Genomic DNA, 25,246 nt, shown 5'->3' on the forward strand with positions numbered 1-25,246 from the left:
GGGGTCGCGACCGACCCCCGGAGGCGGCCCGGACGCCCGGCCTGGCGGGCCCCGAGGGCACATTTTTCCGTACCGTTACATAGTACGTAATGCCCGGGTGAAAGGGATGTGGGAGAGTTTGCGGCATTCGATGGAGATTGGCGCGCTGCGACACCATTTCGTCGCCATCCGTCCCGCGGGTCCCGTCGTCACCCTCACACCACACACCGCAGTAGTCACCTGGAGGTACGCGTGGGTTGGTTCATCGCCCAATCGCTCGCATTCATCATCGTCGCGGCCCTGATCGGCCTTGCGACAGGCATCTGGATCGGCTGGCTCGTCTGGGGCCGCCGGGCCAAGGGCACGCACGTGACGGAGAAGGCGGAGGCAGCCGCGCGCACGGCCGCTGCCGCCGCGCCCGCGTCCGCCGCCGAGGCGGAGTCCGCTGCCGGTTCGGAGGCGGACGCCGAGGCGGAGACCGCCGAGCCCGCTCCAGCCCTCGCGGTCGCCTCCACCGGCACCGGGGCGGAGGCCGGCGTCGAGACGTCGGAGACCGAGCCCGCAGCCGGTACCGGCACGGTCCTGCTGGCCGCGGACGGCGTGACGGGGTCTGGCGACGAGTCCGGCACAGCCGGTGCGGGCACCGGTGCGGCAGAGGTCGAGGCCGCCGGGTCCGACGTCGTCGCCGAGGCCGAGGCCGTCGCGCGCAAGGCCGCCGAGGCGGAGGCAGCGGCCAAGGCCGCCGCCAAGGCCGCCGCCGTCGCCCCCGCTGGCTCCCCCGCCGACTCCCCCGCTGGCGAGGCCGCGCCTGCCACGAAGCCCGACGACCTGCAGCGCATCGAGGGCATCGGCCCGAAGATCGCCTCCGCGCTGGTCGCCGCCGGCTACCCGACGTACGCGTCGATCGCCGCGTCGAACGAGGAAGAGCTGCGCCAGGCCGTCGCGGGCCAGGGCATCAAGTTCGCGCCCGCCGCCGCCAGCTGGGCCGACCAGGCCCAGTACCTGGTGGACAGCGACACCAAGGGCCTCGACGAGTACCAGGACTACCTCGTCGGCGGGCAGGAGCGGCGCGCCAAGTTCAGCGAGAAGGTCGACTACGCCGACGTCGACGAGATCGCCGGCGCCGAGGCGAAGGCCGCCGCCATCGCGCAGGACGAGGCGGAGGCCGCCGCCGTCGCCGCCGCTGAGCCCGAGCCGGAGCCGGAGCCGGAGCCGGAGCCGCAGGATCTGCAGCGCATCGAGGGCATCGGCCCGAAGATCGAGGCCGCGCTCAAGACGGCCGGGTACACGACGTACGCCAAGGTCGCGGGCGCGTCCGAGGCCGAGCTGCGCGAGGCGCTCACGACGGCAGGCATCAAGTTCGCGCCCGCCGCCGCGAACTGGGCCGACCAGGCCCAGTACCTGGTCGACGGCGACGAGGACGGCCTGCGCGAGTTCCAGGACTACCTCGTAGGCGGGCAGGAGCGGCGCGCCAAGTTCAGCGAGAAGGTCGACTACGCCGACGTCGACGAGATCACCGACGCCGACGCCAGGGCCGAGGCGATCGCCGAGGACGAGGCGGAGACCGCCGCCGCCGAGCCCGAAGCCGCCGCCGAGCCGGAGCCCGAGCCCGAGCCGCAGGACCTCCGCCGCATCGAGGGCATCGGCCCCAAGATCGAGGCAGCGCTCCAGGCGGCCGGTTACACGACGTACGCCAAGGTGGCCGCCGCGTCCGAGGCCGAGCTGCGCGAGGCGCTCACGACGGCAGGCATCAAGTTCGCACCCGCCGCCGCGAACTGGGCGCACCAGGCGCAGTACCTCGCGGACGGTGACGAGGCGGGCCTCCAGGAGTTCCAGGACTACCTGATCGGCGGGCAGGACCGCGCCGCGAAGTTCAAGAAGGACGTCGACTACGCCGACGTCGACGAGATCGCCGACCCCGACGCCAAGGCGGAGGCGATCGCCGAGGACGAGGCCGAGGCAGCGGCAGCCGGCGGCGACACCGAGTCGGCGGGCTCCGGGGCCAAGGCATGAGCCTGCGGTCGGTTCTGCTTCCGGTCATCGTCGCGGTCCTCGGGCTGGGCGCGCTGTCGGCCGTCCAGGACACGGGGTTCCGCGAGGGGATCGAGGCCGACCTGACCGAGCGTGCGGAGAGCGCGCTCGCCGCGGCCGACCTCCGCGGTGTGGACGTCGAGATCACCGGCCGGGACGCCGACGTGACCGCCTCGTCCGACTACGACGCGATCACGGCCGCCGAGGTGGTGAACGACGTCGAGGGCGTCCGGACCGCTGTGGCGTACGGGCCGGACGGTCCGGCGTCGGCGGGCACCGTGACGACCGACGCCTACCTGACCGGAAGCGATCCCGAGCCCACGGCGGCCGAGGACACGACGTCCCAGGACACGACGATCGACGTCTCCGCGGAGGCGACGCCCTCGCCCGAGGTGACCGACCCGTCGTCCGACGGCGCATCGGCCGAACCGGAGGAGGACGAGCCGGAGCGCAAGCCGACGCGCGAGGAGCGCGAGCAGGCCCAGGAGGACCTGGTCGAGATCCCGAACATCACGTTCGTCACGGACAGCGCTGAGCTGACCGAGGACGGCCGGCGGGTGGTGCGGAACGCCGCCGAGGTGCTCGAGGAACACCCGGAGGTCGAGGTCCGCATCGAGGGGCACACGGACTCGCGCGGGACCCGGGTGGACAACTGGCGGCTCAGCGAGCGCAGGGCCGACGAGGTGCTCGACCGGCTGGTGGCGCTCGGCGTCGACGAGGACCGGCTGACCGCGAAGGGTTACGGCGAGTCGGACCCGCTGGTCGTGCCGAAGACCTTCGCCGACCTGGAGACGAACCGCCGCGTGGAGTTCATCGTGGTGGACTGACGAGTACCGCGAGGTAGAGCGTGTGTCCGGACAGGCGCTCTACCTCGCGGGCCGGTCAGGCCCAGCGGCCCAGGCGGTCGCTCAGGAGGGCTATCGCCACCGGGCCCGCGGTCGACGTGCGCAGCACGTGCGGCCCGAGCCGCGCGGTGACCGCGCCCGCCTCGGTCAGCAGGGCGACCTCGGCCTCCGAGATCCCACCCTCGGGGCCGACGACGAGGAGCACCTCGCCGGCGTCGGGCAGCGCTACCGTCGCCAGGCCCGCCTTCGCCTCCTCGTGCAGCACGGCCACGGTCCCGCCCGCCGCGACGACGTCGCGGGTCCTGGCGGCGAGCTGCTTGGTGCTCAGCGGCAGCTCGACGTCGGGGATGCGGCAGCGGCGGGCCTGCTTGGTCGCGGCCCGCACGGTGCTCACCCAGCGTGCCCGCGACTTCGCGGCCCGGTCCCCGCGCCAGACGACGACCGACCGCTCGGCCTGCCACGGGATGATCGCGTCCACGCCGACCTCGGTGGCGGCCTCGATGGCCATCTCGTCGCGGTCGCCCTTGGCGAGGGCCTGGACGAGCGTCACGACGACGGCGGGCGCCGGCTCGACGTCCACCTCCTCGACCCGGAGGTGCACCTCGGCGCCGACCACCGACTCGACGATGGTCCGCAGGCGCACTCCCGCGCCGTCGACGACGTCGATCCGCTCCCCCGGCCCGCGCCGCTGGACGACGCCGGCGTGCCGGCCCTCCGCGCCGTCGAGCACGTAGACCGAGCCCGCGGCGTACTCGGAGAGCGGATGGGCGGTGGACGCCTCCGCGAGAAAGACTGGCGCGCTCATGGGTGGGCGGTCAGCGCCCGCTGAGCTTGTCGCGCAGGCGCGAGAACACGCCGCCGTGCACGGACGCGAGACGCGACTCGGGCCGCTCCTCGCCGCGCAGGACCGCGAGCTGCTGCAGGAGCGCAGTCTGCTCCTCGTCCAGGGCGGTCGGCACCTGGACCTCGATGTGCACGTTGAGGTCGCCGCGCCCGGTCGAGTGCAGGTGCCCCACGCCGAGGCCCTTGAGGGTCATGACCTGGCCGGGCTGCGTGCCAGGGCGCAGGTCGATCTCCTGGAGCCCGTCCAGGGTGTCAAGCTCGAGGACGGTGCCGAGCGCCGCCGCCGTCATCGGCACCTGGAGGGTGCAGTGCAGCTCGTCGCCGCGCCGCACGAACGTGTCGTGCGCGCGCTCCCGGATCTCGACGTACAGGTCGCCGGCGGGGCCGCCACCGGGGCCTACCTCGCCCTGCGCGGAGAGCTTGATGCGCGTACCGGTGTCGACGCCGGCGGGGACGTTCACGGAGACGGTGCGGCGCGAGCGCACGCGGCCCTCGCCGGAGCAGTCGGTGCAGGGCTCGGGGATGACCGTGCCGAAGCCGCCGCAGGCGGAGCAGGGCTGGTTGGTCATGACCTGGCCGAGGAACGAGCGCGCCACGCGCTGCACGGAACCGCGCCCGTGGCAGACGTCGCAGGTGCGTGCCGAGGTGCCGGGCCGCGCGCCGTCGCCGGCACAGGTGTTGCACACCACCGCGGTGTCGACCTGGATCTCGCGCTTGGCGCCGAACACCGCCTCGGCGAGCTCGAGGTCGAGCCGCACCAGCGCGTCGTTACCGCGCCGGGCGCGCGGGACCGGCCCGGCGGGCTGCCCGCCGCCGAAGAAGGTCTCGAAGATGTCCTGGAAGCCGAACCCGGCACCGAACCCGCCGCCAGCGCCACCACCTGGTGCGGTGGGGTCGACGCCCATGTCGTACTGCTGGCGCTTGTCCGGGTTGGACAGCACCTCGTAGGCACGCGCGACGTCCTTGAACCGGTCCTCGCCCACATTGCCTGCCACGTCGGGGTGCAGCTCGCGGGCCAGCTTGCGGTAGGCCTTCTTGATCTGCTCGGGCGAGGCGTCGCGCGGAACACCGAGAATCTCGTAGTAGTCGGTCACAGGTCTCTCTCTTGAGCAACGTGGGTGAGGAGGTTCGTGGACAAGGGGATGTCAGCTGGGCAGCACACGCGACAGGTAGCGCGCGACGGCGCGCACCGCGGCGATGGTGCCCGGGTAGTCCATACGGGTGGGGCCGATCGAGCTCAGGATCGCGACGGAGTCGCCGTCGGACGAGCCGTAGCCGGACGTGACGACCGAGGTCTCGGACAGGCCGGCCAGGCGGTTCTCGTGGCCGATGCTCACGGCAACCCCCGCGTCGTCGGTCATGTCGGTGAGGAGGCCGAGCAGGACCACCTGCTCCTCGAGGGCCTCGAGCACGGGACGCAGGCCCTGTTCGAACCGCATGCTGGAGCGCGCCAGGTTGGCCTGGCCCGTCAGCACTATGCGCTCCTCGCTCTCCTCCGCGAGCGCGGCGGTCACCACCTCGGCGACGGCCGTACCCAGCGCGCGATGCTCGTCGGGCATCGCCTCGGTGACCCGCGCGAAGGCGGTGCCGATCTCGGTGAGCCGGTGGCCGGCGGCCGCGGCGTTGAAGCGCGCGCGCAGCTCGCCGAGCGTCGCGTCGTCCATCCCGAGGGGCACGTCGAGGTACCGCTGCTCCACCCGTCCCGTGTCCGTGATGACGACGACGAGGAGCCGCCCCTCGGCGGAGGGCACGAGCTCCAGGTGCCGCAGCCCGGAACGGCGCAGCGACGGGTACTGCACGACGGCGACCTGGCCGGTCAGCTGCGCGATGAGGCGTCCGGCGCGGGCCACCACGTCGTCCAGGTCGACCGCCTCGGACAGGAACGTCTCGATGGCGCGCTTCTGGGGCACGGTCAGCGGCCGCACCTCTGCCAGCTGGTCCACGAACAGGCGGTAGCCCTTGTCCGTGGGGATGCGACCGGCCGAGGTATGCGGCTGGGCGATGAGCCCGGCCTCCTCCAGCGCCGCCATGTCGTTGCGCACGGTCGCCGGGGACACACCGAGCTTGTGCCGCTCGGTGAGTATGCGGGAGCCCACGGGCTCCCGTGTCCGGACATAGTCCTCCACGATCGCTCGCAAGACATCGAGCCTGCGTTCTTCGCTCACCGCGCTCACCTCCGTCCCAGGTAGAACGTCCGGGACCTGCACCCGGGTTCCGGCCGGCGCTCCAGCACTCTCGCCAGCCGAGTGCCAATCCTACGCGGCACACGCCACAGGCCAAGTCCCCGACCCGCGACCCGTTCCGGCCGGCCGGACCCGGACCGGGCAGACCTGCAGGTCAGGCGCCCAACCCTAGTGTCATCCCCGTTCGCGAGGGGCCGACTAGGGCAATGCCTTAGGTACCGCCGAACGCCTGCGCAGGCCCGGCCCGAAAGATGCGGCGACCGCCCGATCCGCCGGCGGTACCTCACGGACGAACCTTGAGTCATCGCCGGCGACGGGCCGGCGACGACCAGGAGGCACACACCATGTTCGGTTTTACCGACTTCGCCGAGTACCGCAGGAACGAGCAGGAGACCGACCGCCGGACCGAGCAGTCGCGGATGGCCCGCGAGCGCAAGGAGACTGCCCGCCGCCAGGCGACCGAGCAGCGCGCCGCCGAGCGCGCCGCCGAGCGCGCCGCCGAGCACACCCGGCAGGCCAAGGCCGCCCGCACGGCCAGGCCCCGCGTCGCCTGACGCCCGGCGTCAGCACCTGCCAAACAGCCATGACCAGCAACGATGACCAGCGGACCGACCACAGGACCGGCATGGGACGATGAGCCCATGCCGGTTCCCCGCGCCCGCCTGGTGGGTCGAGCCCGAGAGCTCGGCGAGCTCACGGCCGCCCTCGACGCCGTCCGCTCGGGTGGTAACCGCACGATAGTGATCGCAGGCGAGGCAGGGATCGGCAAGACCCGCCTCCTCGACGAGCTCACCTCGCAGGCCGACGGCGTCACCGTCCTCACCGGGCAGTGCGCCGACGAGGGCTCCGGCCCCCTCCCCTACGCGGCCCTCGCCGGACTGCTGCGCGGGATCGTCCGGACGGTGGGCCCCGAGGCAGTGGTCGACGCGGCCGGGCCCGCGGCCGGCGCCCTGTCCGTCGTCGCTCCCCAGCTCGTCGCCCCGGCGTCCGACGCCGGAGCGGACCGCCTTCCCGAGGTCCTCGCGAACCTGCTCACCGGGCTCGCCGCCGAGCGCCCCGTCATCGTGATCATGGAGGACCTGCACTGGTCCGACGACGTCACCCGCGCCGTCGCCCTCCGCCTCGCGCGCACCGCACCCGACGGCCTGCTCCTGCTGCTCACCTACCGCAGCGACGACGTCGGCCGCGCGCACCCCCTGCGCACCGTCATGGCCGAGCTCGACCGGGCCCGGCTCACGACCCGCCTCGACCTGGCCCGCCTGGGCGTCGCAGAGGTCCGGGAGATGGCGCACGACCTGCTCGGCGGCTCCCCCGGCCGCCAGGACGGGCCGGCACGCGGCCTCGACGCGCGTCTGCACGCCGGCCTCTCCGCCGAGCCGTTCACCGACCTGGCCGACCGCAGCGAGGGCGTCCCCTTCTACGTCGAGGAGCTGGTCGGCTTCCTGGACACCGACCTGCCCGACTCCCTGCGCGACATCCTCCTGCTGCGCTACTGGAACCTGAGCCGCGAGGCCCAGGCCCTCTGCCGCGTCGTCGCGGCCGCCGGCCCGCGCGTCTGGCACGACGTGCTCGACGACGTCCTGGCCGACGTCACCACCGGCGTCGGACCCGAGCCGGAGGAGGGACTGCGCGAGGCGGTCGACGCGCAGGTGCTCGTGACCACCGACATCGGCTACGCGTTCCGGCACGCGCTGGCCCAGGAGGCCGTGTACGCCGAGCTGCTGCCCGGCGAGCGCCGCCGCCTGCACGCCGCGTACGCGCGGGCGCTGGAGGGCGCCCTCGTCCGGCGCGCCCGGTCGGTCGCCAAGCTGTCGCGGATAGCGGACCACTGGTGGCGGGCCGGCGTCCTGGACAAGGCGCTCGCGGCGGCCGTCGTCGGGCACCGGGTAGCAGCGGACGGCGCGGCGTCGTCCACCGCTGTCACGCTCGGGGAGCGCGCCCTGGAGCTCTGGGAACAGGTGCCAGACGCCGAGACCGTGGCCGGCCTGCCGCACCACGAGCTGCTCCGTACCGTCGCCGAGTCGCTGCGCGGGTCCACCCGGACCACCCGCGCCCTGGCCGTGGCCCACGAGGCGATCGCCGAGTGGCCCGACGACGATCCCGCAGGCCTCGCAGGCATGCTCTCCGACACGGCGCTCATCGCGGGTCACGCCGGCTCGGGCGAGGGGCCCGAGCTCATCGAGCGGGCCCTCGCGCTCGTGGAACCCGGCCGGGACGACGCGGTACGCGCCCACCTGCTGATGCTGCGGGCGCGCCACGCCATGCTCGACGGCCGGACCGAGGAAGGGATAGTGGCAGCGACAGCGGCCTACGAGGCCGGGATCGCGATCGGCAGCCCCGAGGTCGCGTCGGTGGCCCTGAACCTGCGCGGCGTGAGCCGGGTCCAGCGCGGCGACGCCGGCGGCTTCGCCGAGATCGACGCCGCACGCGACGCGGCAGAGGGAGCCTGGCGAGGACTGAGCCGGTACTACACCAACGGGTCGGACTCCCGGATCCTCGTCGGCGAGTGGGACCGGGCGGTCGAGATCGCCCAGGAGGGGGTCACCGAGGCACGCAGGCACGGCGCGTCCGAGGGCTCGCGGATCATGATCGAGGGGAACGTCGTCGAGGCCTGGATCGGGCGCGGCGACTGGGCCGAGGCGGCCGCCTGGTACGAGCGCACGGTGCCCCTGATCCACGACAGCGTGTACACCGCCTACCTGACCGAGCGCCGCGCCTGGCTCCTGATGTGGCGCGGCGACGTCGAGCGGGCGCAGGCCGAGGCCCGCCACAGGGCAGCCACCTGGGAACGGTTCGGCCGCCTGGAGGAGCAGATCCGGTCGCGCAGCAGGGGCACCCAGGCGGAGCTCGAGCTGCTGCGCGGCGAGCCGGCGGCGGCGCTGGAGCGCCTGTCGGTGGTCGTCGCGCCGGACCACCCGCGCAGCCCGGCCTACGACCTCACGTCTCTCGCCCTGTCGGCCCGGGCGATCGCCGAGCTCCGGGCGACCGGCCAGGACATCGACGACGCCCCGTACCGCGCGGCGCTCGCCGAGTGCGCCCACTGGCCGACGTTCCCCGTGTGGTCCGCGCTGTTCGAGGCGGAGCTCGGCACCGGCCCGTGGACGGCTGTCGCCGAACAGTCCGGCCCCCGGCCCGCCCACCTGCGCCCGTACGCGCTGTACCGCGAGGGCGCGCGGCTGCTGGAGGCCGGCGACCGGCCCGGGGCACGAGCGACCCTGGGGTCGGCGATCACCGAGGCGGAGAAGATCGACGCGGGGCTGATCGTCCAGCGGGCGCAGGGCCTCATCGACCGGGCCGGCCTGACGGGCCGTGGCGGGCCCGCCGAGGCGCCCGCGCCGACGGCGGCGTCGTCTTCGTCAGCGGCGGGCGGCGTGCCGGACACGCTCACCCCGCGGGAGCAGCAGGTGCTCGCGCTCGTCGCGGAGGGCCTGACCAACGGGCAGATCGCGGAGCGGCTGTACATCTCGGCCAAGACCGCCTCGGTGCACGTCTCGGCGATCCTGCGCAAGCTCGGCGTGTCGACCCGCACGGAAGCGGCCCTCCGTGTTCCTCGCTGAGTGCTGACCATCTGCGCGTTCCGTCTGCGCGTTCAGACACTCCGAGAGCACAGATATCCAGCACTCAGCGGGGCGGCGGAACTAGGGTCACCTCGTGGTTGACGACCGGTATGGACCCGACGTGCTGTCCCCCGCGTTTCCTGGCGCGCAGCGGGGGCGGAGCCGGCCGACGTCGCAGCCGATGCCCGCCGATACCGGGCTCGTGGTCGAAGAGGTCGAGACCGGCTGGGTGGGCGCCGTCGTACGCGTCGAGAAGTCGGGCGGGATGCACGTGGTGGTCCTCGAGGACCGTCGCGGCCGTACCCGGACCTTCCCGCTCGGCCCGGGCTTCTGGGTGGAGGGCAAGCCGGTGGTGCTCACCGCGCCCGTCCTGAACCGTGCGCCGGCTCAGCCCACGCGCACCGCCTCCGGATCGGTTGCGGTGCACGGCGCCAGGGCCCGTGTGGCTCGGGGCAGCCGCATCTGGGTGGAGGGCAAGCACGACGCCGAGCTGGTGGAGAAGGTCTGGGGCGACGACCTGCGCGTCGAGGGTGTGGTGGTCGAGATGCTCGACGGCGTGGACCACCTCGCCGAACGCCTCGCCGAGTTCGGGCCCGACGCCGACCGCCGCGTCGGCGTGCTGGTCGACCACCTGGTCCCCGGGTCCAAGGAGCAGCGTCTGACGGACGAAGCGCTGCGCCACGTCCCGCAGGGCACCGTGCTGGTGCTCGGCCACCCCTATGTCGACGTGTGGCAGGCGGTGCGCGCCGAGCGGCTCGGTCTGGACCGCTGGCCCGTCATCGACCGGAGTACCGAGTGGAAGCTCGGCATCCTGCGTTCGCTGGGCTGGCCTGCCGAGACGCAGGCCGACGTCGCCCGCGGCTGGCAGCGGATCCTCGGCACGGTGCGCGACTTCCGGGACCTCGACCCGGCGCTGCTGGGACGAGTCGAAGAACTTATCGATTTCGTGACCACGTCGTAAGCCATCTCGTACCCCACAGCCTCTACGGTTATGGCCATGTCCGAGAACCCGCAGCAGCCGCAGTCGCCTCAGCCGCCTGACCAGCCGCAGCAGCCCGAGCAGGCCCCCGCCTACGGCTCGCCCCAGCCCGGCCAGCCCCCGCTCCAGGACCAGCCGGCCCAGCCGTACCCGAACCAGCCCGCGCCCGGTCAGCCGGTCCAGCCGCAGCCGGGTACCGGGTACGGCCCGCCCTACGGCTCCGGTGCGCCGTACCAGCCCCAGCCGCTCACGCCGTCCGACGAGCGCACGTGGTCGGTCATCGCCCAGGTCGGCCCGTTCATACTGGGCTTCATCGCGCCCCTGATCATCTGGCTGTTGTTCAAGGACCGCAGCCGGTTCGTGGACCAGGAGGCGAAGGAGTCGCTGAACTTCCAGATCACCATCGTCCTCGCGCTGATCGCCGCGGCGATCATCACCGCTGTCACACTCGGGTTCGGTGCTTTCGTCTACCTCGCGTTCATCGCCGCGATCGTATTCATGATCCTGGCGGCCGTCGCGAACGGTAAGGGCGCGCCGTACCGCTACCCGGTCAACATCCGCTTCATCAAGTAAGCCCACTCCGCCAGGCCGCCGCCGTCGGCCGTCGCTGAAAAATGACCATGCACCTGCTGCCAGAATCACTCGGATCCTGGCAGCAGGTGCATGGTCATCCTTGTCAGGCCGCGGCAGGCCCGGCCGCGACCGGACCGCCGGTGAGCCGGCGGAAGGCGAAGGCCATCGCGACGATCGACAGCGGAAGCGTGATGAACAGGCCCAGCCCGCACGGGATCGAGCCCAGGATGTTGATACCCAGGAGCGCGAGCTCGAGCAGGAACACCGCGCCGAAGTTCTGCCCCACGAGGCGGAACGACGAGGTCAGGGCCGTCCAGGCGCCCAGGCCCTTGTCGACCACGTGGTGGTAGGTGAACGGCGCGAAGATCGCCAGGGCGATGGCGCCGAGGCCGCACAGGAGCAGGCCGATGAAGTTGGCAACCAGCAGCAGGAGCGCGGTGAGGATGACCATGCCGTAGCTGCTGATCTTGAAGAGGTTGCCCCAGGTCGCCTTCTCGCCGGAGACCTCACGCAGCCCGGCGTTGATGCCCAGTGCGCTGAGCACCGACAGGACCAGGGAGCCGATGAGCCCGAGCGACGTGCTGCCGAAGCTCACGCCGGTGCCGATCCCCATGCCCATCCCCACGCCGGTCGCCAGCTGGGCCTCCGCCGCATCGTTCGCCCGGTCGCTGTACTCGGCGATCGAGCTCCCGTTGAAGATGCCGAACACAACAACCAGGAGCAGCACGAACAGCACCCAGAACAGCCAGTTCCCCTTAAACCGGTCCCATGCGAAGCGCAGCGCCTCACCGACCTGGAACGGGCTCGCCGGCTGCGTCCCGTACGGCACGGCCGGTCCGCCGTAGGCAGGGGGCTGGCTCGCGCCGCCGTAGGCCGGCGGCTGTGTCGGGCCCGACGGCGGCGGCGTCGGGCCGCTCGGGTTCGGCGGCGGGGTGGCGCCACCCGCGTTCGGCTCGTACGGGTTCTGTGGCGTGTTCTCACTCATGTGTTCCCCTTGGCTGGTCATTGATCCAGCCCCACCTTCACCTCTTCTCCGCATTTACGCATGTGCAAGCGCCGAGTTGTGACCGCGTGGTCAGCCCTGGACGGCTTCCCCGGTCCAGCGCTGGACCAGATATGCCCCCACCAGCAGCATCGCGGGTATGACGACGACGAGGCCGATCCCGCACGTGAAGGCCGAGGCGATCACGAGCCCGGCGAAGATGCCCAGGACGCCGAAGACGGTCCCGAGGTGAGAGAACACCAGGCCGACACCGCGGGCGAGCGCCTTGCCGAACCCCACACCGTCCAGCAGCAGGAAGGGCACCGGGAGCAGGACGAGCGTGACCACTACCTGCACCAGCACGCCGACCGTCGGCACCGCCGTACCGGCGAACCCGAGCGCTCCGGTGACCACCGCGAACCCCAGGAGCCCGCCGAAACCGCGGAGCACGAAGAAGTCGCGGATGCGGACCTTGCGGGTGCGCGTCGCCGCGAGGGCGCCGGCAAACAGGAGCGCCTGCAGCAGGAAGCCCACCGCTGTGCCTGCCGCCGCCAGCCCTCTGGCCTCGAGCGTCCGGCCCGCGGCCAGCGCGGCGTCGACCGCTGCCGGGTCGGTCGAGCTCGCGAGAGCGTCCATCGTGGACGGGCTGAACACGAGGAGGACGGCGACCTGCACCAGGCCGAGCAACAGGCTCATCAGCACCCAGACGCCCCAGCTCGCGCCGAACGCGCTCCAGGCCCAGCGCCACGCGTTGCCGATCGTCGGGGGCTCGTCCACGTCCGGCCGGCGTTCCGTCCCGGAGACTGCCGGGTACTGCGGGAGACTGGGCTGGGCCTCCGGCTCCTGGTACCGCTGCTGAGGTGCGGGCTGCTGGAACTGCGGAGTCCGCTGACCGCCCTGGTAGCCGCCCCGTTCGCCCGGCTGCGGATCCTGCGGTTCCGGCCGCTGCAGGGGCTGGTAGTCGGGCCTGCCGTACGGGTTGGCGGGGCGGCCGTAGGGATCACGCGGGCCGTAGGGGTCGAACGGCTGGGGCTGCGGGGGCTGAGCCTGCGGGGGCTGAGCCTGCTGCGGCTGCGGATCCTGCTGCTGTGGGACCTGTGCTCGCCGGGGATCGCGGTTCGGATCCTGTGGGTTCCAGCCGCCGTAGGTGTTACTCATGCGCGTACCCCTCGTCAGGCGTGCTGGTGCCGCTTCGTACCGGTATGAGTCGGCACAAGATATCGACGATTTCGCCCGCTGTGCAAACAAACCATGTGGCGCTCCGACGCCGTGCGCCGGCAGTGGTCTCAGGCGGTGAGGTCGCGCACCACGGAGTCGGCGAGCAGGCGTCCGCGACGGGTCAGCACCGCACGTGCCGGGCCTCCTCCGGCGCCGACCGCCGCCCGTCCGTCGAGCAGCTCGCGCGCAACCAGACCGGCCACCGTGGTACGGCCGGCGTCCGACAGCACGCCGAGGTCGAGCCCCTCGCGCAGCCGCACGCCGAGCATCACCCGCTCCAGGTGCGCCTCCGCATGCGTGAGCAGCTCGCGTCCCGCGCCGGGGCTCTGTCCGGCCTCGAGCCGCGTGGCGTAGGCACGGGGATGCTTCACGTTCCACCAGCGGACGCCGGCGGGGGTGCCCGCGCCGTCGGGCGTCTCGACAGGCTCGGCCAACGAAGCTGGTGCCGACACGTAGCTGTGCGCACCCGGGCCGATGCCCCACCAGTCGTCGCCGCGCCAGTACCCGATGTTGTGCCGGCACTCGTGCCCGGCTCGCGCCCAGTTCGACACCTCGTACCAGCGCAGGCCCGCCTCCGTGAGCAGGTCGTCGACCAGCTCGTACTTGGCGGCCTGGTCGTCCTCATCGGGGAGCCTCACCTCGCCGCGGCGCACCTGGGCGGCCATCTTCGTGCCGGGCTCCACCACCAGCGCATACGCGGACACGTGGTCGACGCCGGTCGACAGCGCCGTCTCCACACTCGTGCGCCAGTCGTCGAGGGACTCTCCGGGCGTGCCGTAGATGAGGTCGAGGGACACGTCGAGCCCTGCGTCGCGCGCCCACCGGACGACGTCGGGGATACGCAGCGGGTCATGGGTGCGCTCGAGCGTCGCCAGGACGTGCGGCACCGCCGACTGCATCCCGAACGAGACCCGCGTGAACCCGGCGTCGGCCAGGACCCGCAGCGACTCGGGCGTGACGGAGTCCGGGTTGGCCTCGGTGGTCACCTCGGCCGCAGCGGCCAGGCCCCACGCGCCCCTGATGCCGTCGAGCACCCGGGCGAGATCCTCCGCCGGGAGCATCGTGGGCGTACCGCCCCCGAAGAACACCGTGGAGACCGCGGCGGGCGCGCGGCCGGCGTCGGACAGGACCTTCGCCGCGAGGTCCACCTCCAGCAGCGCCGTCGTGGCGTACTGCGCCTGGTTGGCGCCGCCGCCCAGCTCGGAAGCGGTGTAGGTGTTGAAGTCGCAGTAGCCGCAGCGCACCGTGCAGAACGGGACGTGAACGTAGACGCCGAACGGCCGGTCGGCCGACGACGGGCCTGCCCAGGCGGGCAGCGCGCCGTCGTCGGGCACCGGGATGCCGGAGGGAAGTGCGGGCACCTACTTCTTCTTGTCCTTCGGCGCGTCCGAGTCGGAGGAGAGCGCGGCGATGAACGCCTCCTTCGGCACCTCGACCGAGCCGATGTTCTTCATGCGCTTCTTGCCCTCCTTCTGCTTCTCCAGCAGCTTGCGCTTACGGCTGATGTCGCCGCCGTAGCACTTGGCGAGCACGTCCTTGCGCATGGCGCGGATGGTCTCGCGGGCGATCACGCGCGCGCCGATGGCGGCCTGGATCGGCACCTCGAACTGCTGGCGCGGGATGAGCTCCTTGAGCTTGGCGGTCATCATGACGCCGTACGAGTACGCCTTGTCGCGGTGCGCGATCGAGCTGAACGCGTCGACGTGCTCACCCTGGAGCAGGATGTCGACCTTCACGAGGTCGGCGGCCTGGTCACCTGACGTGTCGTAGTCGAGGGACGCGTAGCCGCGGGTCTTGGACTTGAGCTGGTCGAAGAAGTCGAAGACGATCTCGCCGAGCGGCAGGTGGTAGCGCAGTTCCACGCGATCCTCGGAGAGGTAGTCCATGCCCTGCAGGTCGCCGCGCTTGGACTGCGAGAGCTCCATGACCGCGCCCACGAACTCGCTGGGGGTGAGGATCGTTGCCTTGACGACGGGCTCGCGGACCTCCTTGATCTTGCCCCCGGGGAACTCCGACGGGTTGGTCACCACGATCTTCGTGTTGTCCTCCATCGTCACCTCGTAGATGACGTTCGGGGCGGTGGAGATCAGCTCGAGGTTGAACTCGCGCTCGAGGCGCTCGCGCACGATCTCGAGGTGCAGCAGGCCGAGGAAGCCCACACGGAAGCCGAAGCCGAGCGCCACCGACGTCTCGGGCTCGTAGTTGAGCGCTGCGTCGCTGAGCTTGAGCTTGTCCAGGGCGTCGCGCAGCACCGGGTAGTCGGAGCCGTCGATCGGGTACAGGCCCGAGAAGACCATCGGCTTGGGGTCGCTGTAGCCGGCGAGCGCGGTGGCGGCGGGCTTGGCCGCGTTGGTGACGGTGTCGCCGACCTTGGACTGGCGCACGTCCTTCACGCCCGTGATCAGGTAGCCCACCTCGCCGACGCCGAGGCCCTTGGTCGCGTGCGGCTCGGGCGAGCTGACCCCGATCTCGAGGAGCTCGTGCGTGGCCCTCGTCGACATCATCGCGATCTTCTCGCGCGGGTTCAGGTCGCCGTCGATCACGCGCACGTAGGTCACGACGCCGCGGTAGGTGTCGTAGACCGAGTCGAAGATCATGGCGCGGGCGGGGGCGTCCGGGTCGCCGGTCGGGGCAGGGACACGCTGCACGATGCGGTCGAGCAGCGGTTCGACGCCGACGCCGGTCTTGCCGCTGACCTGGAGGATGTCCTCGGGCTCGCAGCCCACCAGCTTCGCGAGCTCCTCGCCGTACTTCTCCGGCTGCGCCGCCGGGAGGTCGATCTTGTTCAGGACCGGGATGATCTCGAGCTCGTTCTCCATGGCCAGGTACAGGTTGGCCAGGGTCTGCGCCTCGATACCCTGAGCGGCGTCGACCAGCAGCACGGCGCCCTCGCACGCGGCCAGCGAGCGGGAGACCTCGTACGTGAAGTCGACGTGCCCCGGGGTGTCGATCATGTTCAGCGCGTGCGGGGTGAGCACGCCTGCCTCGTCGGCGACCGCCCACGGCATCCGCACGGCCTGCGACTTGATGGTGATGCCGCGCTCGCGCTCGATGTCCATGCGGTCGAGGTACTGGGCGCGCATGTCGCGCGACTGGACCACGCCGGTCAGCTGCAGCATGCGGTCGGCCAGCGTCGACTTGCCGTGGTCGATGTGCGCGATGATGCAGAAGTTGCGGATGAGCTCGGGCGCTGTGGCGTGCGGCTGGAGGCGCGCCGTGAGCGCAGGACCGGGGATGGGCAAAGCGTTCTCGCTCCGTCGTCATGGGTGGGAGGGCCAACGGTTATTCTCCCACGTCCCGTGCGAGCGGGGCGCGGTCGTGCCTACGGTCGGGAGGCACTGATCCCGACGAAGGAGGAGAACCATGTCGCACCTGACCGGCAAGCAGGTACTCGCGATCGTGACCAACTACGGCGTCGAGCAGGACGAGCTCCTCGAACCCGTGCGCCACCTGCGTGATCGCGGCGCCGTGGTGACGGTGGCCGCCGTGACGGGGGACGACGTCCGCACCCTGGTGGGCGACGAGAAGCCCGGCGAGACCGTCGCTCCGGACACCACCATCGACGAGGTGGACCCGGCCGGCTTCGACCTGCTGCTCGTGCCCGGCGGGACGATCAATGCCGACACCCTGCGCCTGCAGGCTCCTGCCGTCTCGGTGGTCGAGGCGTTCACGTCCTCCGGGCGTCCGGTGGCCGCGATCTGCCACGGCCCGTGGGCGCTCGTGGAGGCGGGCAAGGTCTCTGGTGCGCGGCTGACCAGCTACCCGTCGCTGGCCACCGACGTCCGGAACGCCGGCGGTACCTGGGTGGACGAGCCGGTGGTCCGGGACACGGGCGCGGGCTACCCCCTGATCACGTCCCGCAACCCGAAGGACCTCCCGGACTTCCTCCGCGAGATCGACGCGATCCTCGAAGCCGTCTGAGTGCTGGGCATCTGCGCCTCTCCACCGTCGTGGGGAACGGATACCCAGCACTCGGCGGTCAGGCGGGGCGGGGTGACGTCGTGCGTGGGAGAAGCTTGCGCAGGACGTCGGCGAGGGTGACCACGCCGTAGTCCGCCGCTGGACCGTCCGGTCCGTCGGCGTCCGGCCTCGGCACCACCGCGAGGTGATTTCCCGTCTCCCGCATCGTCGTGAGGGCGGTGTGCAGCGGCACGTCCGCGGCCAGCTCGAAGACGGGCCGGGTGACGTCCGCGACGGGCGCGGCGTCGGGCATCAGGAGCGTGTCGCGCACGTGCACCACGCCGTCCGGCCGGCCGCTCACGCCCTGCACGAGGATCCGCAGGTGCCCGGAGACGCGGGACACCTCCTGCACCTCGGCGGCCGTGGCACCGTGCCCTACGGCGGACGGCGCCGCGCGGTCGGCGAGCAGGTCCTCGACCGTCAGGCGGCGCAGGTCGAGCGCCCCGGAGAGCTGGTCGGAGTAGGCCATGGAGAGCGCCCCGACGCTGACGGAGTGCTCCACGAGGTGCCGCAGGTCCTCCGGCCCCTGCCCGGACGCCACCTGGTCCGCCGGCTCGACGCCGACGCGTCGCAGGCACCAGTTCGCGGCGCCGTTGAGCGCCACGAGCACCGGCCGGGTCACGACCATGAAGGCCCGCATCGGGAGTGCGAGCATCGTGGCACTGGCCTCGGGGTGGGCGATGGCCCACGACTTGGGCGCCATCTCCCCCACCACCAGGTGGAGGAACGTGACGATGATCAGGGCCAGCACGAAGCCTGCGACGTCCGCGGCCCAGAACGGCGCGCCCCAGGTCTCGAACATCGGCGTCAGCCAGTGGTGCACGGCGGGCTTGGTGATCGCGCCGAGGGCCAGGGTGCAGACGGTGATCCCGAGCTGGGAGCCCGCGAGCAGCAGCGTCAGCTCGCTCGCGCTGCGCAGTGCGGCGCGTGCGGATCGGCTGGTGGGCGCGGCGTCCTCCAGCCGGTGCCGCTTGGCCGCGAGGAGCGCGAACTCCACCGCCACGAAGAACGCGCTCAGCGCGATGATGACGACGGTGGCAGCTACCACCACCCATGGGTTGCTCATCGGGCCTCCTCCCGCTTCGTCTCGGCGTTCTTGGTCTCGGTGTGCTCGGCGTCCGCCGGCGCGTCCACGACGGTGACCCGGACGCGGGACGGCACGTGCCGCTCCACCTCGAGCACCTCGATCCGGAGCACCTCGTCCGGGTGCGGCTCGGTCGCCACCAGGTCGGCCGGGTCGGCGGGCAGCGCGACGTCGACCACGTCGCCCGCCGCGGGCAGCGAGCCCTGGACGGCGATCGCCAGACCGGCGATCGTCTCGTGGTCGCCCTCGGGCAGGTCGCGCCCGACGGACCGCTCGACCTCGTCGAGGTGGACGTCGCCCGCCATCACCCACACCCCGTCCGACGCCGCGGTCACGGGGTCGATCTCGTCGTCGTGCTCGTCGGTGATCTCGCCGACCAGCTCCTCCGCGAGGTCCTCGACGGTGAGCACGCCAGCGAACCCGCCGTACTCGTCGACGACGCACGCCATCTGGTTCCGCGTGGCCGACAGCTCCCGGAGGGCGTCCGGGAGCGCCATGGCGGTCGGCAGGACGAGCGCCGGACGCAGCAGGTCCGCAACGGTCGCCGCCGCGGGCCCCGCGGACAGCAGGTCCGCCAGGTGCACGACGCCGACCACCTCGCCGTCGTCGTCGAGCACCGGGTAGCGGGAGTGGCCGCGGGCCATCAGCTCGCGCACCGCCGCGAGCGTGTCGTCGGCGCGCACGACGCCGACCCGCGCCCGCGGGATCATGGCGTGCTCGACGTCCTGCCGGGGGAAGTCGAGGATGCGGTCCAGCAGCACCGACAGGTCGCCGGGGAGGTCACCGCTGGCGCGCGAGTCCGCGACGATGTGCTCGAGGTCGCGGACCGTCGCCGAGTGCTCGACGTCGTGCACCGGCTCGATGCGGAGCAGGCGCAGCAGGGCGTTCGACGCGGCGTCGAACACCCTGATCAACCAGCCGAAGACCGCGAGGTAGACGGTGGTGGAGCGCGCGAGCCACAGCGCCACGGGCTCGGGCCGCGCGATCGCCAGGTTCTTCGGGACGAGCTCGCCGAACAGCATCTGCACGAGCGTCGAGAGCACGAGCGCCAGGACGGTGCCCACCGCGACGCCGACGCCGGTCGGCACCCCGACGCCGCCGAGCGCCACGCCCAGCGACTCACCGACCAGCGGCTCGGCGACGTAGCCGACCAGCAGGCCGGTGACCGTGATGCCGAGCTGCGCGCCGGAGAGCATGAAGCTGGTGCGCCGGGTCACGCCGAGCGCGCGCCGCGCCCCGACGTCGCCGGCCTCCGCGCGAGCCGCCAGGCGTGCCCGGTCGACCGCCATGTACGCGAACTCCTGCGCGACGAAGTAGCCCGTCACGGCGGTGATCGCGAGGATCACCACGACGCCCAGCAGGAGCGAGATCACCCAGCTCAACGCCACCACCTCCGCCCTGCGGGGTTACGGCGTACGGCTGGGCAGGGACTATGACTGTCGGCGTCCATGATCCTTCGCGAGCTGTGGTGCGGTCCGGTGGCGGCCCGAGGGTCTCCGGCCGGATGCCCGCTGGGGCATCGCGTGGAAGAACGACGGACGTGCCCCTACGGTTCCACGGCGCGCGGCGGTAGTCATCCTGAGCGTCCCTCCTGAGCATCGGGATGTCGGGGGCGGGCGGTACCTTTCGGCACATGAGCCTCGACCACCTCGCCCTGCTGACCCGGTTCCAGGACGGCTTCCTCGCCGCGGTGCCGGACGCCGACGCGGACGCGCGGGTCCCCGCCTGCGGGGACTGGACCGTCCGCGGGCTCGTGGAGCATCTCGCGGAGGTCCACCACTGGGCCGCCGGCAACGCCCGCGGGGTCAAGGGGCCGGGCCTCGGCGGCGGGCCGTTCGACCTGGCACCGCACTACGCGGCCCAGGCCGCGACCCTGCGCGAGGCCTTCGCCGAGATCGACCCCGACTCGGTCGGCCGGGTGCTCGCCCATCCCGAGCCGATGGGTCCCGGCCCGGTGCGGTTCTGGCACCGGCGGCAGACCCACGAGACGCTCGTGCACCTGCACGACCTGCTCGCGGCGCGGGCCGGGGCGGGTTCCGTCGGCCTCGCCGGGGCCGAGCCAGAGGTCTGGGCGGACACCGTCGACGAGGTCGTCACCGTGCTCCAGCCACGCCAGGTGGGCCTCGGCCGCATGACGCCGCTGCGCCACCCGATCGCCCTCGTGGCGACCGACATCGACGGCACGCGCACGTGGGTGCTCGGCGCTCCCGGCGAGCGCGCCGAGGAGGAGGTGATCCACGCCGTCGTCTCCGGGCCGGCCGAAGGGCTCGCGCTCACGTTGTGGCGCCGACTCACCCCCGCCGAGGCAGGACTCGTCGTCGAGGGCGACCGCACCGTCCTGGACACCGCGCTGGCGGAGGCGATAGTGCCGTAGCCGGCGCAGGGCCGTCAGTCCGCGACCACCGCGGCGATGCGCTCCTGGCTCCCGCGCGCGAACGCGGGCCAGCGGTCCCAGTAGTACGGCAGCGCGATCACCGCCTGGACCAGGGTCCAGCCACGCCCGCGCTCCCAGGCGTCGTCGGGGTCGGTCAGCCCCTCGGTGGCGGATGCCCGGAACGCCGCGCGTTCGGCGCCCGTGAACTGGGTCCAGGCGGGGATCAGGTCGGCGGCGGGATCACCGACGCCCACCCCGCCCCAGTCGATGACGGTGGTCATCCGCCCGCCGTCGGCCAGGAGGTTGCCGGGCAGCAGGTCGCCATGGATCCAGTACTTGTCAGTCGCCGGGCGCGCGGCCAGTGCCTGGTCCCACGCCTTCGTCACGGCTCGGCCGTCGATGCGGGTGCCGGACTCGGTGATGGCGGCGCGCACGTCGTCGTCGAGCCGCGCGAGCGGGACGCCTCGGGAGGTGCCGTCCTTGACCGGAGCGCCCTCGGTGCTCACCGTGCGCAGGGCCGCGACGAACTCGCCGAGCTGCCGGGCGGCGGCCGTGCCGAGCGCGCCCACGGCGGGTGACGCGCCGTCGAGCCAGGGCGTGACGGACCAGCGGAACGGGAAACCCTCGCCCGGCTCGCCGACCGCCTCGGGCACGGGGAGCCGGAGCGGCAGGTGCGGCGCCAGGCGCGGGAGCCAGCGGGCGTCGGAACCCGCCTGGTCCTGCGCCCAGGCGATCTTCGGCATCCGGACGAGCAGCTCGTCCCCGAGGCGGAACAGGTGGTGGTCGGTGCCGCCGGCCGGGCCCTGCGTCACCGGCAGGCCCGCCCACTGCGGGAACTGCTCCGCGACCAGGCGACGGACGAGGTCCGGGGTGGAGACGACCTCGTCGTCGTGCAGGCTCATGCGCACACCGTGACACCGTCGCGACTGCCCAGGCGAGCACTTTTCGCCGCCCGTCTCCGACATCGCCGCGACCTGGCCTACGTTCGGCGGCTGCAGGCGCGCTCACCGATGAGTTCGGTGGGGCGACGTCGTCGGACCAACCATGACCGACTACGCGACCACCAGCCAGGGCGACCGCGTCGCCTACGACCTGCGCGGCGGCACCGGACCGGCCGTCGTCTTCGTGACGGGCGCCGGACCGGACCGCGCCGACGACCCGATCACCGCCGAGACCGCCCAGCGCGTCGCCGACGCCGGGCTCACCACCATCACGTTCGACCGGCTCGGCCGCGGGGAGAGCACCGCAGAGGGGCGCCTCGACCTCGACCGCGAGCTGGCGGCCGTCGCCGCGATGATCGAGGTGGCGGGTGGCCCCGCGGTGCTGGTCGGGCACTCGTCGGGCTGCGCGCTCAGCCTCCGGGCCGCCGCGACAGGGCTGCCGGTCACCGGGCTCGCCCTCTGGGAGGCACCGCTGGGCGACCCCGCTGAGACGACGCAGACGTGGGCCGACGAGATCGAGCGCCTGCTCGACGCCGGCGACCACGAGAACGCGATGCGGCACTACATGAAGGACATGCCGCCCGAGTGGCTCGCCGAGATGGAGGCCTCCCCTGCCTGGTCCGCGATCGCCCGCACGGTCGCCGCCTACCGCGCCGACGCGCAGTCGCTCGCCTGGGCGCAGCGCGCGCTGGAGGACGGCACGCTCGACGTCGCGGTCCCCGTGCTCGCCATGTACGGGGTCGAGACCTTCCCTGAGATGCCGGTGGCGGCGGCGAGCATCGTGGCGGCGGTGCCGAAGGGCACGGAGAAGGAGCTGCCGGGTGCGATGCACAGCTGGGAGCCGGAGCCGATGGCGGCGGAGCTGGCCGCGTTCGCCCGGGCGTGCGCCGGCTGATTCCTACCTTTAGGTCCCTGATGCGCGGTTAACCCGTTCCGGTACGGTTTCGGGCGTGACCTTCGCATCAGACAACAGCTATCCCGGTGACTTCGAGGGTGAGGTCCACCCCATCTACAACCCCGAGCTCGACGGTGACCCGGACCCCGGCGAGGTCGTCTGGACCTGGGTGCCGTACGAGGAGGACCACAGCCGGGGCAAGGACCGTCCGGTGCTGCTCGTGGGCAAGGACGGTCCCTGGCTGCTCGGGCTGCAGCTCACCAGCCAGGACCACGACCGCGACATGCTGCAGGAGGTGCGCGCCGGCCGGATCTGGATGGACGTCGGCACGGGTGCGTGGGACGGCACGGGCCGCGACTCGGAGGTCCGGATCAACCGCGTCATCCGCGTCGACCCGGACGACGTGCGCCGCGAGGGCGACATCCTCGCGGAGGACGTCTTCAACGACGTCGTGAAGTACATGGACCGGGCGCTCGACCTCACCTGACCGGGGCCTTCGGCCGCTGGGCGCGGCCTCCGGCGTCGGCACGCCCTGCTCGCGGGCCGACGCCGGGCTACCCTGCCCTCCGTGAACCAGAACCCGTGGATCAAGCTGCTCGGCGACGTCGTCGAGGCCGTGGCAAGCACCTTCTTCGACCAGAGCGACCGCCGCACCGACGACGACCGGCCGACGTCGGGGCCGACGCCCCGGGACCGCCGTCCGGCATCAGGCCGGAACCTGCCCGAGACCGATGGGTACCCCGGCGACTTCGAGGGCAAGGTCAAGCCCGTCTACCGCCCCGAGCTCGACGGCGAGCCCGACCCGGGCGAGATCGTCTGGTCGTGGGTGCCTTATGAAGAAGATCACAGCCAGGGCAAGGACCGCCCGGTGCTGATCGTGGGCAACGACGGCCCCTGGCTCCTCGCGCTCCAGCTGACCAGCCAGGACCACGACCGCGACGCCGGGCAGGAGGCCCGCGCCGGCCGCCGCTGGATGGACATCGGCACCGGCGCCTGGGACAGCACCGGCCGCGCCTCCGAGGTGCGCCTCAACCGCGTGATCCGCATCCACCCGGACGCCGTCCGCCGGGAGGGCGCGATCCTGGACCGGGCAGTCTTCGACCAGGTGGCAGCCGCGCTGTAACCGGTCCGGCGGCCGGGGCTACGGCTGGATCGACACCACGAGGAACGCGGCAAGGAGCACGAGGTGCACCACGCCCTGCAGCGTCTTGGCCCGGCCCGGCGCGATGCTCAGCATCGCCACGACCACGGAGACCGCGAGCAGCACCATCTGCACCGGCTCGAGGCCGAGGGTGAGCGGCCCCTCCATCCAGATCATCGCGACGGCGATGGTGGGGATGGTCAGGCCGATCGATGCCATGGCCGAGCCGTAGGCGAGGTTGAGGCTGGTCTGGACGCGGTTGCGGAGCGCGTTGCGGACCGCGGCTATCGACTCGGGTGCGAGGACGAGGAGCGCGATCACGACACCGACCACCCCGTACGGCAGTCCCGCCGCGGCCACCCCGTACTCGATGGTGGGCGAGAGCATCTTGGCCAGGAACACCACCGAGACGAGCGCGAGGACCAGCAGCGCGACGCTGATCCACGCCTCCTTCGCGGCCGGCGGGTCGGCGTGGTCGTCGCCGTCCTCGTCCCGGATGACGCCCGTGACGCGGCCGTACTTGTCGCTCGTGACGGGCAGGAAGAAGTCGCGGTGCCGCACGGTCTGCGTGAAGACGAACGCCCCGTAGAGCATCAGCGACGCCACCGCCGCGAAGGCGAGCTGGAAGGGCGTGTAGGCGCCGCCGTCCGCCGACGTCGTGAAGCGGGGCAGGACCAGCGTGACCCCGGCCAGCGCGATCACCGTGGCGAGCGCCGACCCGGTACCCGACGCGTTGAAGCTGACCAGGTGATGCTTGCTCGCGCCGACGAGCAGGGACAGCCCGACGATCCCGTTGAAGGTGATCATGACCGCGGCGAACACGGTGTCGCGGGCGTAGGTGCTGGCAGCGTCGCCGCCGCTGCTCATCAGCATGATGATCAGGCCGACCTCGATCACGGTCACCGCCACCGCGAGGATGAGGGAGCCGAACGGCTCGCCGACCTTGTGCGCCACGACCTCTGCGTGGTGCACCGCCGCGAGCACCGACCCGACCAGAGCGGCGCCGATCGCGGCCAGGATCACCGGGTGGTCATGACTGCTCCACGTCACCACGAGGAGCACCGCGGCAAGGACTGGAACCACCACGGTCCACTGGAATCGGCCTCTCAGAGTCGCGGTAGTCATGGTTCGGATTCTAAGGTGGCTCGTCAGGGCCCTTTTTGGCCGACGGCGGCCGTAGCCGGTGTCACACGGACTCCTCGCCCGGGGCGCCCGAGCCTCTGGTAAACTCGGAGGTCGCGTGTCCGCCCAGGTCGGCGGGCACAGTCCCAGCTCCTCTCCACGGGTCCCCACCCCAGTCCCGGAGCTGCGACCGCCCTCTACGACCTATCCGCTCGCCGTCAGGCGAACACACCAGGAAGTCCCATCGTGGCAAACATCAAGTCCCAGATAAAGCGCATCAAGACGAACGAGAAGGCTCGTCTGCGCAACAAGTCCGTCAAGTCGGAGCTGAAGACCCACGTGCGCAAGGTGCGCGAGGCCGTCGCAGCCGGCGACAAGGAGACCGCGACGGTCACCCTTGCCACCGCGTCGCGCAAGCTCGACAAGGCAGCTGCCAAGGGCGTCATCCACGCGAACCAGGCCGCGAACCGCAAGTCGGCCCTCGCGAAGTCGGTCGCCGCTCTCTGAGCAAGCTTCGAAAGACGCCGTCCACCCATGGG

The 25,246-nt window shown here is 72.3% G+C and carries 23 protein-coding genes; 12 read left to right on the forward strand and 11 right to left on the reverse strand.

Annotated elements, in window-relative coordinates; all coding sequences use genetic code 11:
• Positions 1-231 precede the first annotated feature (231 nt).
• Both AB0I32_RS20090 and AB0I32_RS20095 read left to right on the forward strand, forming a co-directional pair.
• Positions 232-1,992, forward strand: coding sequence for a helix-hairpin-helix domain-containing protein (locus AB0I32_RS20090; RefSeq protein WP_357509195.1), 1,761 nt, complete (start codon positions 232-234; stop codon positions 1,990-1,992).
• Complete coding sequence (locus AB0I32_RS20095; protein ID WP_357509197.1) at positions 1,989-2,837, forward strand: OmpA family protein; 849 nt, start codon at positions 1,989-1,991, stop codon at positions 2,835-2,837. Before AB0I32_RS20090 ends, AB0I32_RS20095 begins: the two co-directional genes overlap by 4 nt.
• 55 nt (positions 2,838-2,892) lie before the next feature.
• Here the strand turns inward: AB0I32_RS20095 and AB0I32_RS20100 are convergent, their stop codons facing one another.
• Genes AB0I32_RS20100 through hrcA form a run of 3 tightly spaced genes read right to left on the reverse strand, consistent with a single transcriptional unit; the run spans position 2,893 to position 5,863 of the window.
• Positions 2,893-3,660 carry a 16S rRNA (uracil(1498)-N(3))-methyltransferase gene (locus tag AB0I32_RS20100; protein WP_357509199.1) on the reverse strand — a complete coding sequence of 256 codons (768 nt, stop codon included), beginning with the start codon at positions 3,658-3,660 and terminating at the stop codon, positions 2,893-2,895.
• Positions 3,661-3,670: 10 nt separating this feature from the next.
• Positions 3,671-4,792: a molecular chaperone DnaJ gene (dnaJ, locus tag AB0I32_RS20105; RefSeq protein ID WP_357509201.1), complete on the reverse strand. Its 1,122-nt coding sequence runs from the start codon at positions 4,790-4,792 to the stop codon at positions 3,671-3,673.
• 51 nt (positions 4,793-4,843) lie between these two features.
• Positions 4,844-5,863 (reverse strand): heat-inducible transcriptional repressor HrcA, encoded by a 1,020-nt coding sequence (gene hrcA, locus AB0I32_RS20110; protein ID WP_357509203.1) that lies wholly within the window; start codon positions 5,861-5,863, stop codon positions 4,844-4,846.
• A 362-nt stretch (positions 5,864-6,225) separates the two neighbouring features.
• On the opposite strand from hrcA, the gene AB0I32_RS20115 reads away from it, so the two are divergent.
• From AB0I32_RS20115 to AB0I32_RS20130, 4 genes are all read left to right on the forward strand, one after another.
• Positions 6,226-6,435: a hypothetical protein gene (locus AB0I32_RS20115; RefSeq protein WP_357509205.1), complete on the forward strand. Its 210-nt coding sequence runs from the start codon at positions 6,226-6,228 to the stop codon at positions 6,433-6,435.
• An 87-nt stretch (positions 6,436-6,522) separates the two neighbouring features.
• Positions 6,523-9,438 carry an AAA family ATPase gene (locus tag AB0I32_RS20120; protein WP_357509207.1) on the forward strand — a complete coding sequence of 972 codons (2,916 nt, stop codon included), beginning with the start codon at positions 6,523-6,525 and terminating at the stop codon, positions 9,436-9,438.
• A 94-nt stretch (positions 9,439-9,532) separates the two neighbouring features.
• The gene (locus AB0I32_RS20125; protein ID WP_357509209.1) at positions 9,533-10,399 is read left to right on the forward strand and encodes a DUF3097 domain-containing protein; all 867 of its coding nucleotides are present in this window, start codon (positions 9,533-9,535) and stop codon (positions 10,397-10,399) included.
• Positions 10,400-10,435: 36 nt separating this feature from the next.
• Positions 10,436-10,990: a DUF4870 domain-containing protein gene (locus AB0I32_RS20130; protein ID WP_357509211.1), complete on the forward strand. Its 555-nt coding sequence runs from the start codon at positions 10,436-10,438 to the stop codon at positions 10,988-10,990.
• Between the two features lie 103 nt (positions 10,991-11,093).
• Here the strand turns inward: AB0I32_RS20130 and AB0I32_RS20135 are convergent, their stop codons facing one another.
• The 4 genes from AB0I32_RS20135 to lepA all read right to left on the reverse strand — a co-directional run bounded on the left by AB0I32_RS20135 (position 11,094) and on the right by lepA (position 16,432).
• Entirely contained in the window at positions 11,094-11,975 is an 882-nt protein-coding gene (locus tag AB0I32_RS20135) for a hypothetical protein (protein WP_357509213.1), read from the reverse strand.
• 90 nt (positions 11,976-12,065) lie between these two features.
• A complete protein-coding gene (locus AB0I32_RS20140) occupies positions 12,066-13,130 on the reverse strand; it encodes a hypothetical protein (protein ID WP_357509215.1) in 1,065 nt (354 codons plus the stop codon).
• Positions 13,131-13,258: 128 nt separating this feature from the next.
• On the reverse strand, positions 13,259-14,551 hold the full coding sequence (hemW, locus tag AB0I32_RS20145; RefSeq protein WP_357509217.1) for a radical SAM family heme chaperone HemW: 1,293 nt from the start codon (positions 14,549-14,551) through the stop codon (positions 13,259-13,261).
• Positions 14,552-16,432, reverse strand: a complete 1,881-nt coding sequence (gene lepA / locus AB0I32_RS20150) for a translation elongation factor 4 (protein ID WP_357509219.1) — start codon at positions 16,430-16,432, stop codon at positions 14,552-14,554.
• A 121-nt stretch (positions 16,433-16,553) separates the two neighbouring features.
• Here lepA and AB0I32_RS20155 point away from each other — a divergent pair, with 121 nt between their 5' ends.
• Entirely contained in the window at positions 16,554-17,111 is a 558-nt protein-coding gene (locus AB0I32_RS20155; protein ID WP_357509221.1) for a type 1 glutamine amidotransferase domain-containing protein, read from the forward strand.
• Between the two features lie 58 nt (positions 17,112-17,169).
• Here AB0I32_RS20155 and AB0I32_RS20160 read toward each other — a convergent pair whose 3' ends face one another.
• On the reverse strand, positions 17,170-18,216 hold the full coding sequence (locus AB0I32_RS20160; RefSeq protein ID WP_357509223.1) for a hemolysin family protein: 1,047 nt from the start codon (positions 18,214-18,216) through the stop codon (positions 17,170-17,172).
• Positions 18,213-19,616, reverse strand: a complete 1,404-nt coding sequence (locus AB0I32_RS20165) for a hemolysin family protein (RefSeq protein ID WP_357509225.1) — start codon at positions 19,614-19,616, stop codon at positions 18,213-18,215. The genes AB0I32_RS20160 and AB0I32_RS20165 overlap by 4 nt, the downstream gene beginning before the upstream one ends.
• Before the next feature lie 251 nt (positions 19,617-19,867).
• Between AB0I32_RS20165 and AB0I32_RS20170 the strand changes: the two genes are divergently transcribed.
• Complete coding sequence (locus AB0I32_RS20170; RefSeq protein ID WP_357509227.1) at positions 19,868-20,608, forward strand: maleylpyruvate isomerase N-terminal domain-containing protein; 741 nt, start codon at positions 19,868-19,870, stop codon at positions 20,606-20,608.
• Between the two features lie 14 nt (positions 20,609-20,622).
• Here AB0I32_RS20170 and AB0I32_RS20175 read toward each other — a convergent pair whose 3' ends face one another.
• Positions 20,623-21,510, reverse strand: coding sequence for an aminoglycoside phosphotransferase family protein (locus AB0I32_RS20175; protein WP_357509229.1), 888 nt, complete (start codon positions 21,508-21,510; stop codon positions 20,623-20,625).
• A 142-nt stretch (positions 21,511-21,652) separates the two neighbouring features.
• Between AB0I32_RS20175 and AB0I32_RS20180 the strand changes: the two genes are divergently transcribed.
• The 3 genes from AB0I32_RS20180 (at position 21,653) to AB0I32_RS20190 (ending at position 23,567) form a co-directional block, all read left to right on the forward strand.
• Positions 21,653-22,444, forward strand: a complete 792-nt coding sequence (locus AB0I32_RS20180) for an alpha/beta hydrolase (protein WP_357509231.1) — start codon at positions 21,653-21,655, stop codon at positions 22,442-22,444.
• A gap of 55 nt (positions 22,445-22,499) precedes the next feature.
• Entirely contained in the window at positions 22,500-22,931 is a 432-nt protein-coding gene (locus tag AB0I32_RS20185; RefSeq protein WP_357509233.1) for a type II toxin-antitoxin system PemK/MazF family toxin, read from the forward strand.
• Between the two features lie 81 nt (positions 22,932-23,012).
• Positions 23,013-23,567, forward strand: a complete 555-nt coding sequence (locus AB0I32_RS20190; RefSeq protein WP_357509235.1) for a type II toxin-antitoxin system PemK/MazF family toxin — start codon at positions 23,013-23,015, stop codon at positions 23,565-23,567.
• A gap of 18 nt (positions 23,568-23,585) precedes the next feature.
• Here the strand turns inward: AB0I32_RS20190 and AB0I32_RS20195 are convergent, their stop codons facing one another.
• Positions 23,586-24,710: an ionic transporter y4hA gene (locus AB0I32_RS20195; RefSeq protein WP_357509237.1), complete on the reverse strand. Its 1,125-nt coding sequence runs from the start codon at positions 24,708-24,710 to the stop codon at positions 23,586-23,588.
• 243 nt (positions 24,711-24,953) lie between these two features.
• Here AB0I32_RS20195 and rpsT point away from each other — a divergent pair, with 243 nt between their 5' ends.
• A complete protein-coding gene (gene rpsT, locus AB0I32_RS20200) occupies positions 24,954-25,214 on the forward strand; it encodes a 30S ribosomal protein S20 (RefSeq protein WP_116676346.1) in 261 nt (86 codons plus the stop codon).
• Positions 25,215-25,246: the final 32 nt, after the last annotated feature.

Origin of the sequence: Promicromonospora sp. NPDC050249 (genome assembly GCF_040656015.1) — a bacterium.
Taxonomy (GTDB): domain Bacteria; phylum Actinomycetota; class Actinomycetes; order Actinomycetales; family Cellulomonadaceae; genus Promicromonospora.

Bases quoted from the DNA above. Each gene is read 5' to 3' on its own strand.
- AB0I32_RS20095 (WP_357509197.1), top strand. From the start codon at position 1,989: ATGAGCCTGCGGTCGGTTCTGCTTCCGGTCATCGTCGCGGTCCTCGGG.
- AB0I32_RS20100 (WP_357509199.1), bottom strand. From the start codon at position 3,660: ATGAGCGCGCCAGTCTTTCTCGCGGAGGCGTCCACCGCCCATCCGCTC.
- AB0I32_RS20115 (WP_357509205.1), top strand. From the start codon at position 6,226: ATGTTCGGTTTTACCGACTTCGCCGAGTACCGCAGGAACGAGCAGGAG.
- AB0I32_RS20120 (WP_357509207.1), top strand. From the start codon at position 6,523: ATGCCGGTTCCCCGCGCCCGCCTGGTGGGTCGAGCCCGAGAGCTCGGC.
- AB0I32_RS20130 (WP_357509211.1), top strand. From the start codon at position 10,436: ATGTCCGAGAACCCGCAGCAGCCGCAGTCGCCTCAGCCGCCTGACCAG.
- AB0I32_RS20135 (WP_357509213.1), bottom strand. From the start codon at position 11,975: ATGAGTGAGAACACGCCACAGAACCCGTACGAGCCGAACGCGGGTGGC.
- AB0I32_RS20140 (WP_357509215.1), bottom strand. From the start codon at position 13,130: ATGAGTAACACCTACGGCGGCTGGAACCCACAGGATCCGAACCGCGAT.
- AB0I32_RS20155 (WP_357509221.1), top strand. From the start codon at position 16,554: ATGTCGCACCTGACCGGCAAGCAGGTACTCGCGATCGTGACCAACTAC.
- AB0I32_RS20160 (WP_357509223.1), bottom strand. From the start codon at position 18,216: ATGAGCAACCCATGGGTGGTGGTAGCTGCCACCGTCGTCATCATCGCG.
- AB0I32_RS20170 (WP_357509227.1), top strand. From the start codon at position 19,868: ATGAGCCTCGACCACCTCGCCCTGCTGACCCGGTTCCAGGACGGCTTC.
- AB0I32_RS20175 (WP_357509229.1), bottom strand. From the start codon at position 21,510: ATGAGCCTGCACGACGACGAGGTCGTCTCCACCCCGGACCTCGTCCGT.
- AB0I32_RS20180 (WP_357509231.1), top strand. From the start codon at position 21,653: ATGACCGACTACGCGACCACCAGCCAGGGCGACCGCGTCGCCTACGAC.
- AB0I32_RS20195 (WP_357509237.1), bottom strand. From the start codon at position 24,710: ATGACTACCGCGACTCTGAGAGGCCGATTCCAGTGGACCGTGGTGGTT.